The organism is Neobacillus endophyticus (assembly GCF_013248975.1).
In the GTDB taxonomy this organism is placed as follows: Bacteria; Bacillota; Bacilli; order Bacillales; family Cytobacillaceae; genus Neobacillus; species Neobacillus endophyticus.
The window spans coordinates 205,370-222,368 of record NZ_JABRWH010000002.1 but is presented as its reverse complement, the minus strand read 5'-3'; the positions used below and the strand labels follow the sequence as shown (position 1 = coordinate 222,368).

Here is a 16,999-nt window from a genome sequence, read left to right as displayed (position 1 = left end):
AATTTTTTCTTGGAATCAGAATGATTGCCTGCTTTTATTTAGTTATATATATCTTTTGCTTTACCGTTGATAATTTTCTTGTTTCCTAACTTCATTTCTCCACCGCCACATTCCTTTTTCCAATTCAGCATCTAAATGACGAAAACAGCCATTATTTTTGAAACACTTCGATTTTTGCTTGTTTCCACGTTCCAAACTTTCTATAAAAAGTGGTTGCATTAGGCAAACCATTCTCTTTGGCATATTGATTCCATTTTCCCATGCTTGAAAAATGTTCAAAATGTGCTCTAGCTATTTGAATTAACTCTTGTTTGCTATAGTTGTATTTAATTTCTTTGGGGATAATCGCTTTTACCTCTTCAAAGGTCAGATAGTTCCTTATTGTTTTGTAAGTTGGTAAATTGTGAGTCTTTGCATATTTGTCCCATTCGGTACGGTCAATATACTGTGATCCATGTTCTTTTAAAACAGCAATCATTTCTTCCTTTTTTTCTTCTTTTGAAGGATAAGGAGAGGTAGGTGATAAATTTAACTTTTCTTTTGCACTATTCCAAGAATCAAAGTGGGAGATATAAGTAAAGGCATTGGGCAAATTATGTTCTCTCGCATAATTATTCCAATTGTTTACAGTTGTAAAGTGATTTTTATGGTTTGAAGCAATATTGATAAGCTCTTTTTCTCTATCGACCTCTTTTATTCCTATTTCTTCCTTAACCTTTTTCCAACTTTCAAAAGCAGTAATAAGCAAATGAGAAGAAGGGAGGCCATGCTCTCTAGCATAGACATCCCAATTTCTCACGGTTGTAATATGTTCTTTATGTTTAAGCAATTGTTTTTTATACTCTTCTTTTCTCAAACTAGATTTATCCTTCCTATTTCATTGAACTACAATGATTGCTCAATAAAGCAATATTTTACTAATTCACGCATTACACGGGGATATTGTGAACTATCTACTGATTCAAGAAAGGCGAGTTAACTTGTCCTGAGCTGTAACCAGAGGAGCAAAGTAGACATAGCTTACTTAAGCACCTCTTGCCCCACTTGTATTAGTTTGTCTCTTTGTTGTTTTGAATCATCCGATATAGGTCATTTTAGGAATACCAGCTTTTTCTGAAACATCTATACGATTCATGCTTGTTCATCAAGCTGTGAGGAAAAGAGGAAAACATTTATTTCACTTGTTTTTTTAAATTTTTTTACTGAACTTCTTCAATTAATTCCTTTTTCTACGCTTATCTAAAGCTTCTGCAGCTTTTCTTGCTTTTTCTCTTGTTGTATTTATATAAAGTAACGAAATTTCAGATGAAGTATGGCCAAGCTGGGACATAATTAAAGGAATATCTCCATTGGTTTGCTCGGATAGGTTAGTGGCATAAGTATGTCGTAATTTATGCGGAGACATTCTTTTGTCAAAAGACTTAGTGTATTTATAAACAATATCTTCTATAGCACGATTAGTAAGAGGTTTAGGTTCATTTTTATATAATTTTAGAAATACAAACTCGTTTTCTCCATATCCAGCTTTATATCTGTCAATTCGAATAGAAAGGTACTTTTGAAGGTCCTCAAGAGCAGACGGAGTAACTGAAACGGTATCTTTCTTATTTCCTTTTCGGATTACACTTATCTCTAGGGATGAAAAATCAATATCCTTAATTCTAAGATTTGATAATTCATTAACACGTATACCAGTACCTAAAAACAATGAGAGTATACTAATATCTCGTTCTCTATCTCGTTTAAAGTACCTAGACTGTGCAGGGGAGAGGGAGTGCTGATATCCATCCTTTATATAGTCTAAAAATTCAAGATCTTTATCTCCAATAAATATCTTTTCAGTAAGCTTTTTCGAACGTTCATTAAAAGTTTCTTTTACTTTAGTAACTTCTATTTTTTGCATAACGTTTCGGTGGAAATAAGGCTCGTTATTTTGAAGTTCAGCCTCAATTGTTAAGTATTTAAATAATGAACGAAGGGAGGACTTGTGACGATTAACTGTTTTTGGGTCGATTTGTTTGGTTTCATCGTCTTCTTGTGATAATTTGTATTTTTTCCTAGCCAAAAATTTAAAATAATTCCTTGCCTCATCTAGAGTAAGAGTAGCTAAGGTTTCAGGTGGAATATCTTTAATACGCTCATAATTTGCAATTCCTTCTGCTATAAGCCAATTAAAAAAATCACGAAAATCCCTAACGTAGTTAAAGAGGGTGAGGGGGGAACGGATGTCCTGTTTGGCATCCACATATTCCACCACATACTCAGGCATTTCTTTAAGTAGAATTTCTAATTGATTCTGGAATTTTTCATGTTGTTTGGAAATGGCCATTCAAAGCACCTCAAAAGAAAATATTATTCTTTATTTTAGATCAAATGTTCGTATAAGACAATTTTTACGAACAGTAGTTTACATAATATAATTATGGGAAATGAATTCTTAATAAAGCAAAATGGTTTTTGTAAATTGAAAAAAGTCGACTAAATGATTTTCAAGGATTTTCTGTAAAATGCTTAAATTAATCTCTTGATAATCATGTACTGCAATGTTTCGGAACCCCACCATAGCTTTCATTTTCTGAGAGAGCGAGGAGGGGAGAATTCCTTCTTCTTCTAATAGGGAAAAAGCGTCTCGACTATTTTGTGGAAGTCCAAGTTTTTTCTCAGCGACTATATGCATGGAAAGATCAATACATGCTTCACACGCTCGTTGTAAATTCAACACTATAGAGTCCTGTTTAGTGTAATTTTTTAAGTTTTCGGGATTACTTCCATATTCCTCATGAATTCGTTTAATACATCGCTCAATAATGCTTATTTTATTTAAAATCACATCATTTTTCATAGATGGACCCACTTTCTTCAACATTTTTTAATATATGAGAACGTTCTTCGTTTAATTTGGTATACATTTTTAATGTTTTTAGCTCATATTCGGCTTTTTTAAGATGATCACTACAATAAATTACTTTTCCAGTATGAACCACTTGGGCTTGGAAAACCGTGCTTGCCAATCTTAGATCAATCAGGTCAACATCACGATTCAGTTTTGAAGCTATTTCTTGGGCAATCATAAATAACTCATATTTGTCTAATATTTTATCGTTGCTTTGAAAAGCAACATCGACGTCACTATCTTTATGTAAGTTACCAGTAGCAGTGGAGCCAAATAAATAAATTAAAAATGGAGATACTTGCTTATTTAATATTTCTACAATGATTTGTTCCAGATTTTCACTCATTGTCTAAAAACCCCCATATTTTTCTTTAATTATAACATATTTTAAAATTAAAAATACTATTCGTAAAATTAGTATTATACGAATAGTTTTAGACAACTTTTCTAAACTCCTCTCCCTCCTTCTATAAAGTAAATTGGTGAAAATCTCTAAGGAGTTGTTATTATTAAGAGTTAAAGCACTATGATTTGTTTGTTCTAAAAAATCAGAAGAACTTAACAAATATAAATTTAAATTGTTAAGTTCTTTAGTAATTCAAATCGCACGTACAGATATCCAATTTTTAGATGAAAAATTATACACTAAACTTTTCTTGAACTTTCGCTAGTCCCACTAAAAAACTTTCCAAGTGGTCTCAACCATTTTTGAAGTTCGAGGGTAGTTGTTTTTTCTAGTTATTTTTTGTTATCAGTTGTTATCGAAAATCCTTTATCTTAAAAGATTTTTGGTCATTTTTCAGTAGTTTTATTATTTCTAATTATCGGTTGTTATTTCTAGTCCGTGACCAAGGAACTGAGGAAACAAGTGAAAAACTGTACTTTCTTTTTTTAATATTTTACCGAAAGAGGCAAATCCCTAATACAAAAAGGTTTGCAGTTTATTATTCACAATCGAACAAAATTCATTGACATTAATTTTGTCTAATTATTTGACTGTAAAAGCCTAAGGTCGTTATCTACATTACCTAAAGCAGCCGACAAATCAGATACAAGTCTGTCATATGTTTGAACATCCATATTCCTATCACTTTTAAGTAAATTAATTTTTCTATAAACCGAACTAACAGCGTTTAAGGTATCGTCACTTGTTTCCATTCCAATTTGTAATGAACACCGTTCCCAGTTATCTGTACTAATTAAATCTAGAAAAGTTTTGTTACCCTGGACATATTGTTCTCTAAAATTCTGAATAAGTCTGTGATTAGATTCCAATTCTGTTCTTATTAACCTTAGAACTGCTGAATTATTAGCAACACCTTTATTCCGTTCCAAATCGAATGTTTTTCTAATTTGGTATGCAGCAACAAGAACTGCAGCCAGAACACCTATAATTCCACCGATTACATTGCCTAAACTCCCAATAATTGCACTTATATAATCTTGTTTCGCTGCTTCCACACTTGTAACTAAAAGCCCACTGAGTGAAGTAATCAAACCCAAGATTATTGCAAGGAGTATTAAAAGGATTAAAAGACCTATACTTATTTCAACTTTTGTTTTCACTATTTCACCTACTAATTAAAGGCAATCGTAAAGCCTCCGAATATCGTCATCATTATTAATATATCTGTTCATATCTGAAATCCGAAGGCTTTGTGCGTTTCCCTGAGCCCCACCTAAAGGGTGCAGATTTGGATAATTTGATTCCAGAGGTTGAGCTACTTTAAGTAATTCAAAAGTTAATTCTGTAAAATCCTGTATTAAATGTGGTTTAATAACTGTTCCACAATTATCACAGTGTAATTCATTATTTTCAATAATATCATTCGATTTAAAAACCTTATGAGTACATCTAGGGCAAAACACAGTATATTTTCTACGTAATAAGGCAATTTCAGGGTCAAAAACTGCATGAGAAAACAGTTTTAGTGTATGTTGTACATCGATTTCGCAATCTAAACTAAATTGAAGTGGATTTAAAGAACTTAAAGTATTTTGTCTTCTTGTTCCTAACCACCAATCAAAAAGTTTAACTGATTGAATCGGGAATCTCGCCTTCTTCAAATTTTCTAAACAAGGAAAGAACATGCTCTTGAACCTCCTTAGGAACGCTCTGAACATTTAAAAAATAAATTGCCAGTCGATTATTCATTACCTCTATACGTGTTTCAACTTGCTCAATCTTAGACTCTTCTCCTGAACCAGTTTCCTCTGAAGAATCATTTATCAAACATTTGTTTTCAATGGCAGAAATCAACTTACGGAATGGTATTTGAACAAATTTCTGATTATTCTTTTTCCCCATGTCAGCTTCTTGTTTCCAACCAGCATTATAGCCAACGACAATGGTATCTATGCTGAATTCTTTCACTTTTTTAAATAACAAACCTACGGTTTGTGAAATATAACCATTAATTTGCCTTTCACGTTTATTCCAAAGCTCTTACTTGTTGCACAGCTTAATAGTCTATCTACACCTAAATCGCAACTCAAAGCGTTCATAGTAGTCGTTGGTTGCTTCTTCATTTGAGAGATTTGCATTTCATATGTGTAATGCACCTCAAAGAACCGACCTTTTTGCTTGGGTACGATTTCGATATAGGAAATCTTTTTGTTCAACAAGTTTTTAGGCATACGAATTTTGATGGAGCCAAACCGTTTTCTAAATCCGACATTCATCGGTATTGCCCAATAACCATCTTTATCGACCTTTGGCACTTGGTAAATTTCGATGATCCGTTTTTCAGTCGAACCAGAATACTTCGGAAACTTAGGACGACCAGTGAACTTTTCAGGATTCTCGTTCCAAGACGCTAATGCTTTAAAAAAGCTGTTCACTTCTTCTAACAATGAACGGCGAATTGCTTGAACAGAATTGGATTGAACACCCCAATAGTTCATATCAGCTTACATGGCTGCGTCCATTTCTTTGGCAGTGGCATTTCTATTATTCTCACGAAAATACTTCTTAATCGTGTAAAGACCAACATTTCGCAAGGCTTTTGAACTATGCGTCATTCTTTTAAGAACGTTGAATTCTTTCGCCGTCAGGCTACTGCGTCCAAGGTTTTGAGTCTGAGTAAACCGTTGAATATTTTCTGCCTTCTTTTTCTTACGCAATACTTTAATTGCTTTTTTTCTTGCCATTTTTTCACCACCTTTTTTAAAGAAAAGGAAGAATATCTATTTGACATTTTAGAATAAGATAACGAAAAAGTCGAATGCCTGTTCGCTTTAAAACAAAAAATATAGAAGTTTAAAAACTTCTGCCTCTCGGCAGACGGCCATTCATCTCCACCTGAATGGTTGGGCTTCGCCCGTAACAAAAATCAGATGGAGTCTTCTTGCCGGAAAGGATAAATAAAAGAATCCGTTTTGAAAAGGTTGATCAAAATGGTGTAAGCGTCAAGTAAAATTGAACACTTTTTGCTCATTATTTTTGAACAGTTTTTTCTCCAAAAATGGAAGTTCTATGTTTCATTCTGTAACTATCGCCGTTTAGATGAACAATCTCAGAACGGTGTGCAATTCTGTCTAAAATTGCCGTGGTGATGGCTGGATCACCTATCAAGTCTCCCCAATCACTTGGCCCTTTATTGGATGTAAGAATGATAGATGCACTGTTGTAAAGCTCGTTAATCAAGTGAAAAAAAAGATTAGCCTCTTTTGAATCCATTGCCATAAACATTAAATCGTCGATGACAACCAAATTTGCTTCTCTAATCCTCTTGAGTCGTGCCTGAGATCTTCTTGTTATTTCCTCAGTCTTTAATGTGTGAATCAGTTCTCCCATTGAGATAAATGCAACTTTATAGCCCTTGTATATTGCTTCCAATCCTAAACCTATAGCTAGATGTGTTTTGCCAACTCCTGGGGGACCAAGGAGGATGAGATTGAACATCTGATCAAGCCAGTTCAGCTCGCTCAATTGTGTAAATTGCTTTCTGCTAAGCGATTGTTGTTCATTAAGATCAAACTCCTGAAGAGTTTTTTGGAAGGGAAAAGCAGCCCATTTCAGACGCTTTTCCATTTGTTTTTCTTCCCGTCTTTCTTGCTCATGCCCAAGCAATTTCTGAAGAAACTGGCTATAAGACCAATCTTCCGATTCTGCTTGCTGAATGATAGTCGGAACAACTTTAGCTGCCTCCGTCAACGTCAGTGATTTTAACTGATTCTGCATAGTTTCCAAAATCACGTTCATATGACTACTCCTTTAAATAATTCTTCATATTCCTTTGGATCTCTTACTGACGGCTTGGCCAATAAAATTGACTCATCGGCATCATTTAACGACTTTATTGGGTGAACTGCAGGGGACGGAGGCTTTGGATTAGTGTTCAATAAGCGTTGGCGTTTTAGGTATTCAACGACATCGCTGAAGTCATTTGCGCTGTAAAGCTTCTTTTTTATACACTCTTCCATTGCTTGATTCATCAGATCCTCGTCAAGTTCCTCTATCGTTCTTCGAATTAATTGAAGTTGATCCCGGATGTACCTTGGGTACCCATGATAGATATTTTCCAGATAGTCATTTGCCTGATCTGGGTTGTTGAATTTGGCTGCTAAATGAGAAATGTATTCTGGTATGCCTCGGGACCGGTCACGAGTATGGTTTCGATCCTGAACTAGCTTTCCCTTGCCTGTTTCTAGTCTATGGTCCGCAATTACATTTCTTTCTGCTTTATCGTGTATAACCAGACGCCCATCATCAGTAATTATCAAGTAAACCATCTTGTCTTTTTTATAAGTTCCGAGAGGAACAGAATATCGGTTTGACTGATACAAGATGGTATTGTCCTTTCGGACTGTCCTTGTTATACTCATCTTATTATGAAATGTTTTTTTGTTTGTGATCGGTCTTAAGTGTTGCTTTTCTTCGATGAACACTTCTGCCGGTCTTTTTTTTGTAGTGTTATGGATTTTACCGTTCCCGGTACGATCCAACCATTCCAAACACTGTTCGTTCCATTGGTCAAGGTTATGAAAAACCCGGTGTTTGGCAAAGTTTTTCTTGATGAATTTGACCGTATTTTCAATTTTCCCTTTGCTTTCTGGGTCAGCTTTACGACAAACGCGAAGATTAAGATCTCGTTCTTGCCGATAACCCTGAAACTCAGAAGTCAGGATGAGATCGCCAGAGTTCTCACTTACTACGATGAGAGAATCTTGATCATAAACAAGTTCATTAGGAATTCCTCCAAAGTATTCAAACGCGTTCTCATGGGTTCTGATTACATCCCTAGTGGTAAAGGGGCGATCAAGCCACTCCATATATTTATAACGGGAATTAGAAAGAACGAATGAGATAAAGTACAGTTTGACTTCCTTACCATTGGAGGCTTTCTGTTTGGTTTGACCAAAGTCAATCTGAGCCTGTTCCCCCATCGGGGGATCCTGAACAGCCTGATAACTTCTTGTGGGATGGGTCCTCTCAATATGATAAATCTCACGAAGCTCCTTTACATAACCTCTTACTGTACTTTCACCAACCATCAAGCGATTGTCTTTCTCCTTAAGCCAATCGAAAACCTGTGCAGCTGACATGTCTGGGTGGTCCTTAAGCCAAGTTAGAATCAACTCTTTATGTGGGTCAAGCTTCCTACTTCTGGTTCGGATAGAAGCCAACCATTCAGTCATGTCTTCAGGATCTCTTTGCAGATAGGTATAAACTGTATTCCTTGCGATATCTAGTTTCCTCGCAATCTTGCTTATTGAAAATCCTTTTTTCCTAAGCTGATGTATTTCCATATACATGAGCCACTTATCCACCTTTCCTAACCCCCATCATTGTAAAATTCTAGACTATTAAAATAGTTATTTTACAATGATAGGGCATGTATTAAAATAGGGGAACTATTGAAGTTTTCAGTTGGTAACCGGCCCTCGGGCCGGTTACCAACTGAATCCTCCCCCTTATCAAATTGGCAAATAAGTGTTCAATTTTATCTAGCGTTTTCTGACTACTTTAGTCTAGCAGTTACAAATGGATTCTTCCCTAGTGAATTAGTTTACCTTCTTTATAAAAAGGATTGATTATTTCTCACCAGTGATCTGCAACAATCGCGCCCGTTCGTGAAAAAAACTTTGTTTTCCGGATAGTTTTTGAGATTTAAACTAAAAGACAGTAAGGGCTCCTTACTGTCTGCTCAATCGTTCAATCTCTGTTTCTACTTTGTAGACTCTTCGTAATTTTTCATGCCCAAATTCCAGCCTGTTCTGTCCTTGTTTCAATTCATTTATGTCTACGCGCATTTCTTTTAGTTCATTCAAAATTTGTTTTAAGATTTCTTCCACAAATTTCTCCTCCGTACAATCGTTCTTGAACTTAATATACCATCCATTAATTATATATAAAGTAAAATTGTAAACTATTCAATTCAATAATATAGCAGTCAACAACCAATGACTGAAGTCACGTGGGTTCTTGCCGAATTTCTAAAACTTTTGCACACCTATATAAATTCTATTTCTTCCTCTTCTCTTTCCTCTATTCTTGTAGAAATAATTCGCTGTAGCTGCACCAGGGAAGAAAGTAGTTTTTTCTCTTTGTCACTCACGATTAGATAGAGTTCTCGAAAATCGGTTAAATATAAGTTATCTTCATCGAATGGATCATGGTCAAATACGGCATCATTCCAGTCCTCTTCCGTAATAATTTCCTCGTTTGCAAACCATTCTTCTAACTTGATAACATAAGGTTTGTAGAAGGGCTCAATTTCACTCAATTCTCCCCAATTTTCAACATATCTCGTTCCGACCTGTACTGATTTATTATTAATAGCATATTGTGCATCATGACTATCAAATTCAATGGTTGATTCAAAATTATCTTCTGATTTTAGATTGAACATATAAACCCAATAATTATTATCAAATGGATTAGAACATGCAATGTAAAAAGTTCCACCACGAGAAAATACAATAAAGTTTTCATCTTCAATTATTAAATTGTATTTGATTTTCAAAGTTTTCATATATCGATTTGGTTTTGCTTGCGGCTTGTAAAAGTCATCATTTCGTTCAGGTCTCCGAGTGACCCCATTACTTTTACATTTTTTACATAAATAAATAGTATGACCTTTTCCACTAAAACTCTCATTAGATTTATAGGAATCGCATCCCCAGCAATAATGGCCTCTTTTCTTTTTTCTCCTTTTTCCCATTATTATCATCCTTTGTTAATGGTTATGTACTCGCAAATTTTAGTTTTATCGTAACACATTTGTCCTAAGTCTACAGAAAGAGTTTAGAGCATTTTACGGATTAACGATCATGAAAAAATGGACTGTCGCTACAGTCCATAAATTCTTCAATTCTTGCGCCCTATTCTTGAATAACGAAAGTATGAATTTGAAAAGAGCACTTTACTAAAGCCACATGTGTAAATCTTTTTTACTCTTACTCAATACATAATTCTGAAATATCCTTCCAGCCATACGCAACATCCTCTACTATGGTTTTTCCAAACATACTAGTCCTATGAATATATTCTTTTCCTCCCATACGTTCATAAAAACCAAGTCCAGGTTTATTTTGTTTCATTAACCAAACCATCATAGAATAAATACCTTTTTCTTTAAAATGCTTGGTAATAGCTGAAACCAGCTGCCTTCCTATACCTAATCCTCTAGATTCCTGTAAGAGATAAAGTGAATATAATTCTCCATCAAAATTTTCCTCATCTTTTTGAGTTCTTTATCCGATTCTTTCTTACTTCTTTTACGAATTTTTTTATCTATAGTATCGGCCTTATTGATTTTTTCTTCTGACTTCCCAAAACGTTGAAATCTTTAAGAGACAAATATTGGCCAATAAGATGAAATGTTGAGTGAAGGGATTGAAGCTTAAAAGTTTTTGTATTAAAAAGAAACTTGCTCCACTTTCTACTAAAAGCCTGGTGTACATTCGGCGTAAATCATGAAAGTTGATTTTCGGCACATTGGCCTTCTAAATCAGTTTTCTAAGGATTTTTAAAATTAAATTGTTACAATTTATACTACATTAACTGTTTTTTATTCGTTTAATTCAATTTGGAAAGTGGGGAAATTACTCCATTTCTACAGCCAAATCATGGGGATATTCGATATAAGAGCTTATCGATCTGTTTGATAAGCTCCTTTGAAATGTTTATTTTCTCAAAAAACTAGAAAATATCTAAAATCCCCCTCCAAACTTAATTCAAGGAAAAAAAGATTACAATGTCTAATAGCTGTTACTATGAAATATGAATTATCAAATACCTTTCCAAAAAATTTTAAATTGCTAAACCAATTTTTAGAGTTAACTAGATTTTGGTTTAATTATTAATTTTTAAATCTTGGAAGGTTACATTACTATCAACCGAAAAGATTCCCCATTGATGTTTTCTCATATTAAACATCCGTGTACTAAAAGCAACTTTATTGTTTACATACAGAACTACAACTGAATCATCAGTAAGAATCTTAAAGTCTATATTTTCACTTTTTGTTACTTGAAATGGCATGGTTGATTGTGGTTCTACACTTCCAATTTTATCCGTTGAAACATTGTAAAACTCCAATTGCCCTCTTTGGGAGTTAAAAACAATGTTTAATGGGGCTTTCCCGTTTTCTCCAACATCGAACACGAAACCAAATTGGTTATTCTTATCGTTTGTAGCAATACTTCCTGTAATCTTTTTTACTCCTTGTATTTCCCTAAATCTTACTGCTCCAAACCTATTCCCAGAAAAAGTAAAGCTATTTTTGGATGACCAAATGGCATTTGATTGAGTAATTGGCTTAAGTTTTACATTGCTTTGCACCTCTTCATCAATACTTTCAGGTACAATTGGAAACAATTCACCATTTCCCTTTTGTTTTATTTGGTGAACTACTAAATTTCCTGCCCAATCATAATTCTGTGAATCATCATATCCTATTTTTGTTGGTACCCACCCAAATAGATATAAGTTCTTTTTATCATTCTCCATTCTACCTGCATAAAATCCATTTCCATCAAAATGATCAAGTCGAGGCTTTTTAAACTTGCCTTTTGAATCTGATGCAATTCTGTAATGAACAACTCGATTAGGCCATTGGTCAGAGAATGTTAAATACCAATAGCCTCTATATTTAATCAGAGAGGAACATTCTAGGTTTGAATCACTACCCGTGTCATTTGAAAAAAACACACCATTATCTTCCCATTTCTTCAGATCCTTTGAAGTATAAAGAGCAATTACACCCATATTATTCTTCCTCGTTGTAATTAACATCCAATATTGTTTGTAATCCTGATTATAAAAAACATATGGATCTCTAAAATCATCCTTTTCATATTGATTGGAGCCATAGAAAGTATCATCAGGCTGTTTTGTCCATTTTTTCATATCCTTGCTTACTGCATGCATAATCGCTTCCTTAGGTGTTTTATTTTCGTTATGCCCGGTATAAAAGGCATGGTATGTTCCTTCTTTATCTTTTATGACTGATCCTGTCCCAAGAGCTAGTTCCTGTGACTGACTATCATTGACATAAGGAATTACAATACCTTCATTTTTATATTCAAAAAAATTCTTTGTCGATAATAAACTCCATGGATGAAAGCCTTTATCTCTATTTCTTAAATCCTCTAAGTAAAACACCTCAAAACTTTGACCATCAAAAAAAGGCATAGGATCACCTACCCAACTCTCCTTATTCCTTGGATAGATTATTAGATTTTTTTTATTCATCTGAATCCCGCAGCCTCCCATCATAAAAAAAATAATAAAAAATATCACCATAAACATCCTTTTTCTTCGGATTAATAAATATCTCATTTTCGCACCTCTATTGGTATGATATTTATCAATAAGAAAAGGGGAAGCCTCCTATTCACATTCGTTGTGTAATATAGTGGTACCCCTAAATGAGAAAAAATTATCGTGATCTATAAATGGAATCGAGTTGATAAATTGTTAAGGATAGTAATTTGACCTTTCCATCTTTTGTATATAATTCAAGTCCTTTACTCGAAGGATCGGGGAAGATTTGATCAGTCATAACTAATTCTCCTTCGTTCGCAAAAACTTCAACTGAAGAACAATCTACAAAAATATGCAATTTGATTCGATTATTCTTTGGAGACAATGAAGCACCGTGTTTACATGGGAAGAACTCGTTAAAATTTGATATCCCTGAGTTAACACGATTAACAAACAGGAAATTCTCGGAAGCACTATACCCGATGATGGTTTCCTCTATATCGGACTTACGAACCTTAAACCCAAATTCTGTTGTAGATTGAAGTTCAAATTCAGCTATTATTTCTAATTGATCACTTAAAAATTCTACAGCTAAATTTTTATCTGCTTCAAGGTTCAGATTTTCCAAGGATTGTTTTTCTTGTCTAAGCTTTTTAAGCTCAGCCAATGGAGTTTGTATTAGTCTTATCCCATCCGACGTTTCTGCTAAGCTTAATTCACGTGGTACTGTCATGGCGCTTCTCCAAGAATCGGTTGGAGTTTCATTTGCATATTTCCAATTGCTCATCCAACCGATAAAAATACGTCTTGCATCCTCATTTGGGATATCAGACCATGTCACACCAGCATAATTATCTCTTCCATGATCCAACCAAAGGATTGTTTCGTTAGAATAGTCATTTGTAAACGTTAATCCATCAAAATCACCAATGAAATACTGCGTTCTTGAACCCTCTTCATAAGCTGATTCATTACCAATACTAACAATCATTACCCACTTGTTATGATTTGGATTTCCATTAACCTGTAATTTGAACAAGTCCGGGCACTCCCAAACACCGGCATGGGATCCCTCTTCTTTACCAAATTCACTGGCAAAAGACCAAATTTTTAAATCTTGGGAAGTATAAAAACGGACATGATTTCCTGCCGCAAGAATCATCACCCATTTTTTCGATTCCTGATGCCAAAATACCTTAGGATCTCGAAAATCAGTTATACTTTCATCCACCAAAACTGGGTTCCCGGCATATTTTGTCCATGTACGCCCATTGTCCGTACTATAGGCAAGACTTTGCCGCTGTCTAGGGCGGTCTGAACCAAGATAATTATCAGCATGAGTGAATATCGCAACAAGTCCAGACTTTCCATCAAAAAACCCTGTTGTATCATTCCAATCGACCACAGCACTTCCAGAAAAAATTGCCCCATTCTCGTCAGGAGCCAGCGCTATTGGAAGGTGATCCCAATGAATCAAATCTTTACTTAAAGCATGTCCCCAATGCATTGGTCCCCATGTCGTACCGAAAGGATGGTACTGGTAGAATAAATGGTATTCTCCATCATAATAAACCATTCCATTTGGATCATTCATCCAGTTGGATTCAGGCGAAAAATGAAACTGCGGACGGAACTTTTCTTTAACTTTTAATCTATTCATTCTGATACAATCCCCTCTTTTACACAAATTGGCTTCTTGTATAATGTAAGAACTTCTTCCAAAGTAGGCATAGCTGGTATTGCACCTTTTTTTGTTGTCGCAAGGGCTCCTACTGCATTAGAAAATGATACCATTTGTTCTACATCTTTTAAACTTAACTCAGTAATAGATTTATTTCTTTCAATTATTTGATATAAAATACCAGCCAAAAAGGCATCTCCCGCACCTGTTGTATCGATTGGCACTATCTCATACCCATAACATTTACCAGTTTCATTACCTAATCGGTAAAAACAGCCTTTAGACCCTAACGTAACAAAAATTAGTTTGATACCAAAATGGCTAAAAATATATTCAGAACCGTCACGAAGATCTTTTATTCCCGTCATAAATTCAAGTTCTTCTTCCGAAATTTTTAAAATATCGGCATATTTCAAGCCCAATTCAATCATGTTCTTTGCGTGATTAAAATCGCTCCAAAGATTCATTCTTAGGTTTGGATCGTAAGAAATAAGGAGGCCATTCTCCTTGGCAAAAGCAACTGCTTTTAATGTGGCAGTTGTCGATGGCTCATGAGTCATTGAAATGGATCCAAAATGAAAAATGCGAGAATTTGCAATCATCTCCAAGTCTATCTCATTTTCATGTAACATCATATCAGCTCCGGGTTTACGGTAAAAACTAAAAGAACGGTCCCCCTGATCATCTAGGTGAACAAAAGCTAAGGTTGTATTTACATCATCAGTGAAAACAATGCCTCTAGTGTTGATATTGCTTTTTTCTAAAACAGAATTTAAATAATACCCAAACTGATCATTACCTACCTTACTGATAAAAGCGGTTGTTTTACCGAATTTAGCCAATGCAGTCAGCACATTTGCGGGAGCGCCTCCAGGATTTTGTTCAAATCGAACTTCCCCGCTTTCTAATTTACCTGCAGGTGTAAAATCAATCAACAGTTCACCCAGTGCGATAACATCATATACTTTCTCCAAAATACACTTTTCCCCCATTCTTAAAAACAAGCCGAACAGAAAATCCTTCTGATCGACTTGTTTGATTTAAAAAAGTTAATATACTGGGTTATTTTCCAGTGTTGAACTTATCATAAGCTTGTTGTTTAATAGAAAGGATTTTTGAAAGACCGTCTTTGTCCAACGTTTTTACGTAGTCATTCCATTGCGATTCTATCCCGCCTTTTAAAATCCATTCCGCTTTCTTTCTTTCAACCAGCGGTTTCACCACGGACTCAAGCTGTGTTAGTTGATCCTGATTATCCTTGTCCAAGAAAAGTGGTGGATAATTATACGTAGCTTTCATATACGGCACATAGATACTATGCAAAATATTTAATCTCCAGGCAGCATCGTCCGGCTTTGTCGTTACGGTTCCGTAATACTCATTCAGTACAGCTAAAGGTCCATCCACATTTGTTTTTTGTCTTAAATCCCAAGGAGATGTAGTTCCAAGTGGTAAGTGTTTTAAACTACCATTGCTGGTAAGCTCGAAAATATTTTGTTGTTTTTTGTCTCCATAAGTCCCCCAGTTATTTTGAACAGATTGAATGGGTTCATAAGCTTTATCTATCCACTTTGCGGTTAATTCAAGATTCTGGTTGGCACTTGTAATGACCATTCTGCCTCTGTCAAATCCATAACCATTGGTTCGAGGGACATTGATCTGACCATCCGGCCCCTTTAATGGAGGCAGCGGCACATAATCTTCATTATTTCCGGTAATATTGGCTCTGTCCCACGTGAAGTATAATCCATACCGCTCGTTTTTACCCTTTGCCACATAAGTATTCCAATCTTGTGTAAAGGCTTCTTTATCAATTAACCCTTCTGTCTGCAGTTTGTGAAGCCATTCGATTCCCTTTTCATATCCTGGTTGGTTGGCTGTATAAACCACCTTTTGATCTTCTTTTACCATATAGTGGTCATCATTGTCTCCCATTCCAAAAGCCCCTAGCAGCATGGCTGGATCTTCTCCGCCATGGTTAATCATGAAGGACATAGGAACCGTATCAGCTCCGGCTGGAGCCTTTTCTTTAAAGGCAAGTAGCACTTTTTCCAATTCATCAGTAGTGGTAGGCATTTTCAATCCTAACTGATCCAGCCACTTTTTATTGATCCAAGGAATATCATCCAGAGCTTGAATGGCTTCTTTTCCTGTTCCAAGCTCTTCAATCCATGGGAAGGAATAGATATGGCCATCCGAAGCGGTAATCAACCTTTTATATTCAGGATGCGAATCCAGGACTTTTTTCAGATTTGGCATATCTTTATTGATTAGGTCCTCAACAGGAATAATCACACCTTGTTTAGCATACCTCAGGATATCATTATCACTTAACCCTGCTTGAAAGATGGCATCTGGAAAGTCCCCGCTCGCAAGTTCCAAATTTCTTTTATCTCCGAATTGGTCCCAAGTGTAATTCGTCCAATCGATATGGACATTTGTATCCTTTTCGTACCTTTTCCAAATTAATTTATCATTAGGATTTTTAGGCGCAATAGGTGAGCTTTGAGTAAGAAATTTTAACGTTACTTTCTTTTGTAAAGGAAACTTTACATTTTTTAATGCGTAATTAGGTGATGAATTGGTACCTTTTGCACCATTTGCTGAGGCAGAAGATGAAGATGAATGAGAGCATCCCGCAACCAATAAACTTGCAGCTAGTGCAGTCGTGACTAAATAACTCACTTTTTTCGTTTTTTTCATTTCTTAACAC

Annotated in this window: 14 protein-coding genes and 2 pseudogenes; all 16 read right to left on the bottom strand. The window is 35.2% G+C overall.

Annotated features, from left to right (window positions below):
- Nucleotides 1-151: 151 nt before the first annotated feature.
- Nucleotides 152-856 carry a hypothetical protein gene (locus HPT25_RS27200; RefSeq protein ID WP_173071844.1) on the bottom strand — a complete coding sequence of 235 codons (705 nt, stop codon included), beginning with the start codon at nt 854-856 and terminating at the stop codon, nt 152-154.
- A gap of 360 nt (nt 857-1,216) precedes the next feature.
- Nucleotides 1,217-2,329, bottom strand: coding sequence for a tyrosine recombinase XerS (xerS, locus tag HPT25_RS27195; RefSeq protein ID WP_173071842.1), 1,113 nt, complete (start codon nt 2,327-2,329; stop codon nt 1,217-1,219).
- Nucleotides 2,330-2,437: 108 nt separating this feature from the next.
- Complete coding sequence (gene hepT, locus HPT25_RS27190; RefSeq protein ID WP_173071840.1) at nt 2,438-2,842, bottom strand: type VII toxin-antitoxin system HepT family RNase toxin; 405 nt, start codon at nt 2,840-2,842, stop codon at nt 2,438-2,440.
- Nucleotides 2,832-3,239: a type VII toxin-antitoxin system MntA family adenylyltransferase antitoxin gene (mntA, locus tag HPT25_RS27185; RefSeq protein ID WP_173071838.1), complete on the bottom strand. Its 408-nt coding sequence runs from the start codon at nt 3,237-3,239 to the stop codon at nt 2,832-2,834. The genes hepT and mntA overlap by 11 nt, the downstream gene beginning before the upstream one ends.
- Before the next feature lie 638 nt (nt 3,240-3,877).
- The gene (locus HPT25_RS27180) at nt 3,878-4,459 is read right to left on the bottom strand and encodes a hypothetical protein (protein ID WP_173071836.1); all 582 of its coding nucleotides are present in this window, start codon (nt 4,457-4,459) and stop codon (nt 3,878-3,880) included.
- A 15-nt stretch (nt 4,460-4,474) separates the two neighbouring features.
- Entirely contained in the window at nt 4,475-4,960 is a 486-nt protein-coding gene (locus HPT25_RS27175; RefSeq protein ID WP_217270017.1) for a hypothetical protein, read from the bottom strand.
- 163 nt (nt 4,961-5,123) lie between these two features.
- Nucleotides 5,124-6,043: pseudogene (locus tag HPT25_RS27170) on the bottom strand (IS200/IS605 family accessory protein TnpB-related protein); the annotation flags it as partial.
- A 286-nt stretch (nt 6,044-6,329) separates the two neighbouring features.
- Nucleotides 6,330-7,097: an IS21-like element helper ATPase IstB gene (gene istB, locus HPT25_RS27165; protein WP_173062983.1), complete on the bottom strand. Its 768-nt coding sequence runs from the start codon at nt 7,095-7,097 to the stop codon at nt 6,330-6,332.
- Nucleotides 7,094-8,665 carry an IS21 family transposase gene (gene istA / locus HPT25_RS27160; protein ID WP_173066534.1) on the bottom strand — a complete coding sequence of 524 codons (1,572 nt, stop codon included), beginning with the start codon at nt 8,663-8,665 and terminating at the stop codon, nt 7,094-7,096. The genes istB and istA overlap by 4 nt, the downstream gene beginning before the upstream one ends.
- A 366-nt stretch (nt 8,666-9,031) precedes the next feature.
- Nucleotides 9,032-9,190 (bottom strand): hypothetical protein, encoded by a 159-nt coding sequence (locus HPT25_RS27155; RefSeq protein ID WP_173071832.1) that lies wholly within the window; start codon nt 9,188-9,190, stop codon nt 9,032-9,034.
- 158 nt (nt 9,191-9,348) lie between these two features.
- Entirely contained in the window at nt 9,349-10,059 is a 711-nt protein-coding gene (locus HPT25_RS27150) for a hypothetical protein (RefSeq protein WP_173071830.1), read from the bottom strand.
- Between the two features lie 235 nt (nt 10,060-10,294).
- Nucleotides 10,295-10,561, bottom strand: a pseudogene (locus HPT25_RS27145) (GNAT family N-acetyltransferase); the annotation flags it as partial.
- Nucleotides 10,562-11,192: 631 nt separating this feature from the next.
- Nucleotides 11,193-12,593, bottom strand: coding sequence for a glycoside hydrolase family 32 protein (locus HPT25_RS27140; RefSeq protein ID WP_173071828.1), 1,401 nt, complete (start codon nt 12,591-12,593; stop codon nt 11,193-11,195).
- A 187-nt stretch (nt 12,594-12,780) separates the two neighbouring features.
- Nucleotides 12,781-14,265 carry a glycoside hydrolase family 32 protein gene (locus HPT25_RS27135; RefSeq protein WP_173071826.1) on the bottom strand — a complete coding sequence of 495 codons (1,485 nt, stop codon included), beginning with the start codon at nt 14,263-14,265 and terminating at the stop codon, nt 12,781-12,783.
- Nucleotides 14,262-15,260 carry a carbohydrate kinase family protein gene (locus tag HPT25_RS27130; RefSeq protein ID WP_246277411.1) on the bottom strand — a complete coding sequence of 333 codons (999 nt, stop codon included), beginning with the start codon at nt 15,258-15,260 and terminating at the stop codon, nt 14,262-14,264. Before HPT25_RS27130 ends, HPT25_RS27135 begins: the two co-directional genes overlap by 4 nt.
- An 88-nt stretch (nt 15,261-15,348) precedes the next feature.
- Nucleotides 15,349-16,989, bottom strand: coding sequence for an ABC transporter substrate-binding protein (locus tag HPT25_RS27125; RefSeq protein WP_173071824.1), 1,641 nt, complete (start codon nt 16,987-16,989; stop codon nt 15,349-15,351).
- Nucleotides 16,990-16,999 lie beyond the last annotated feature (10 nt).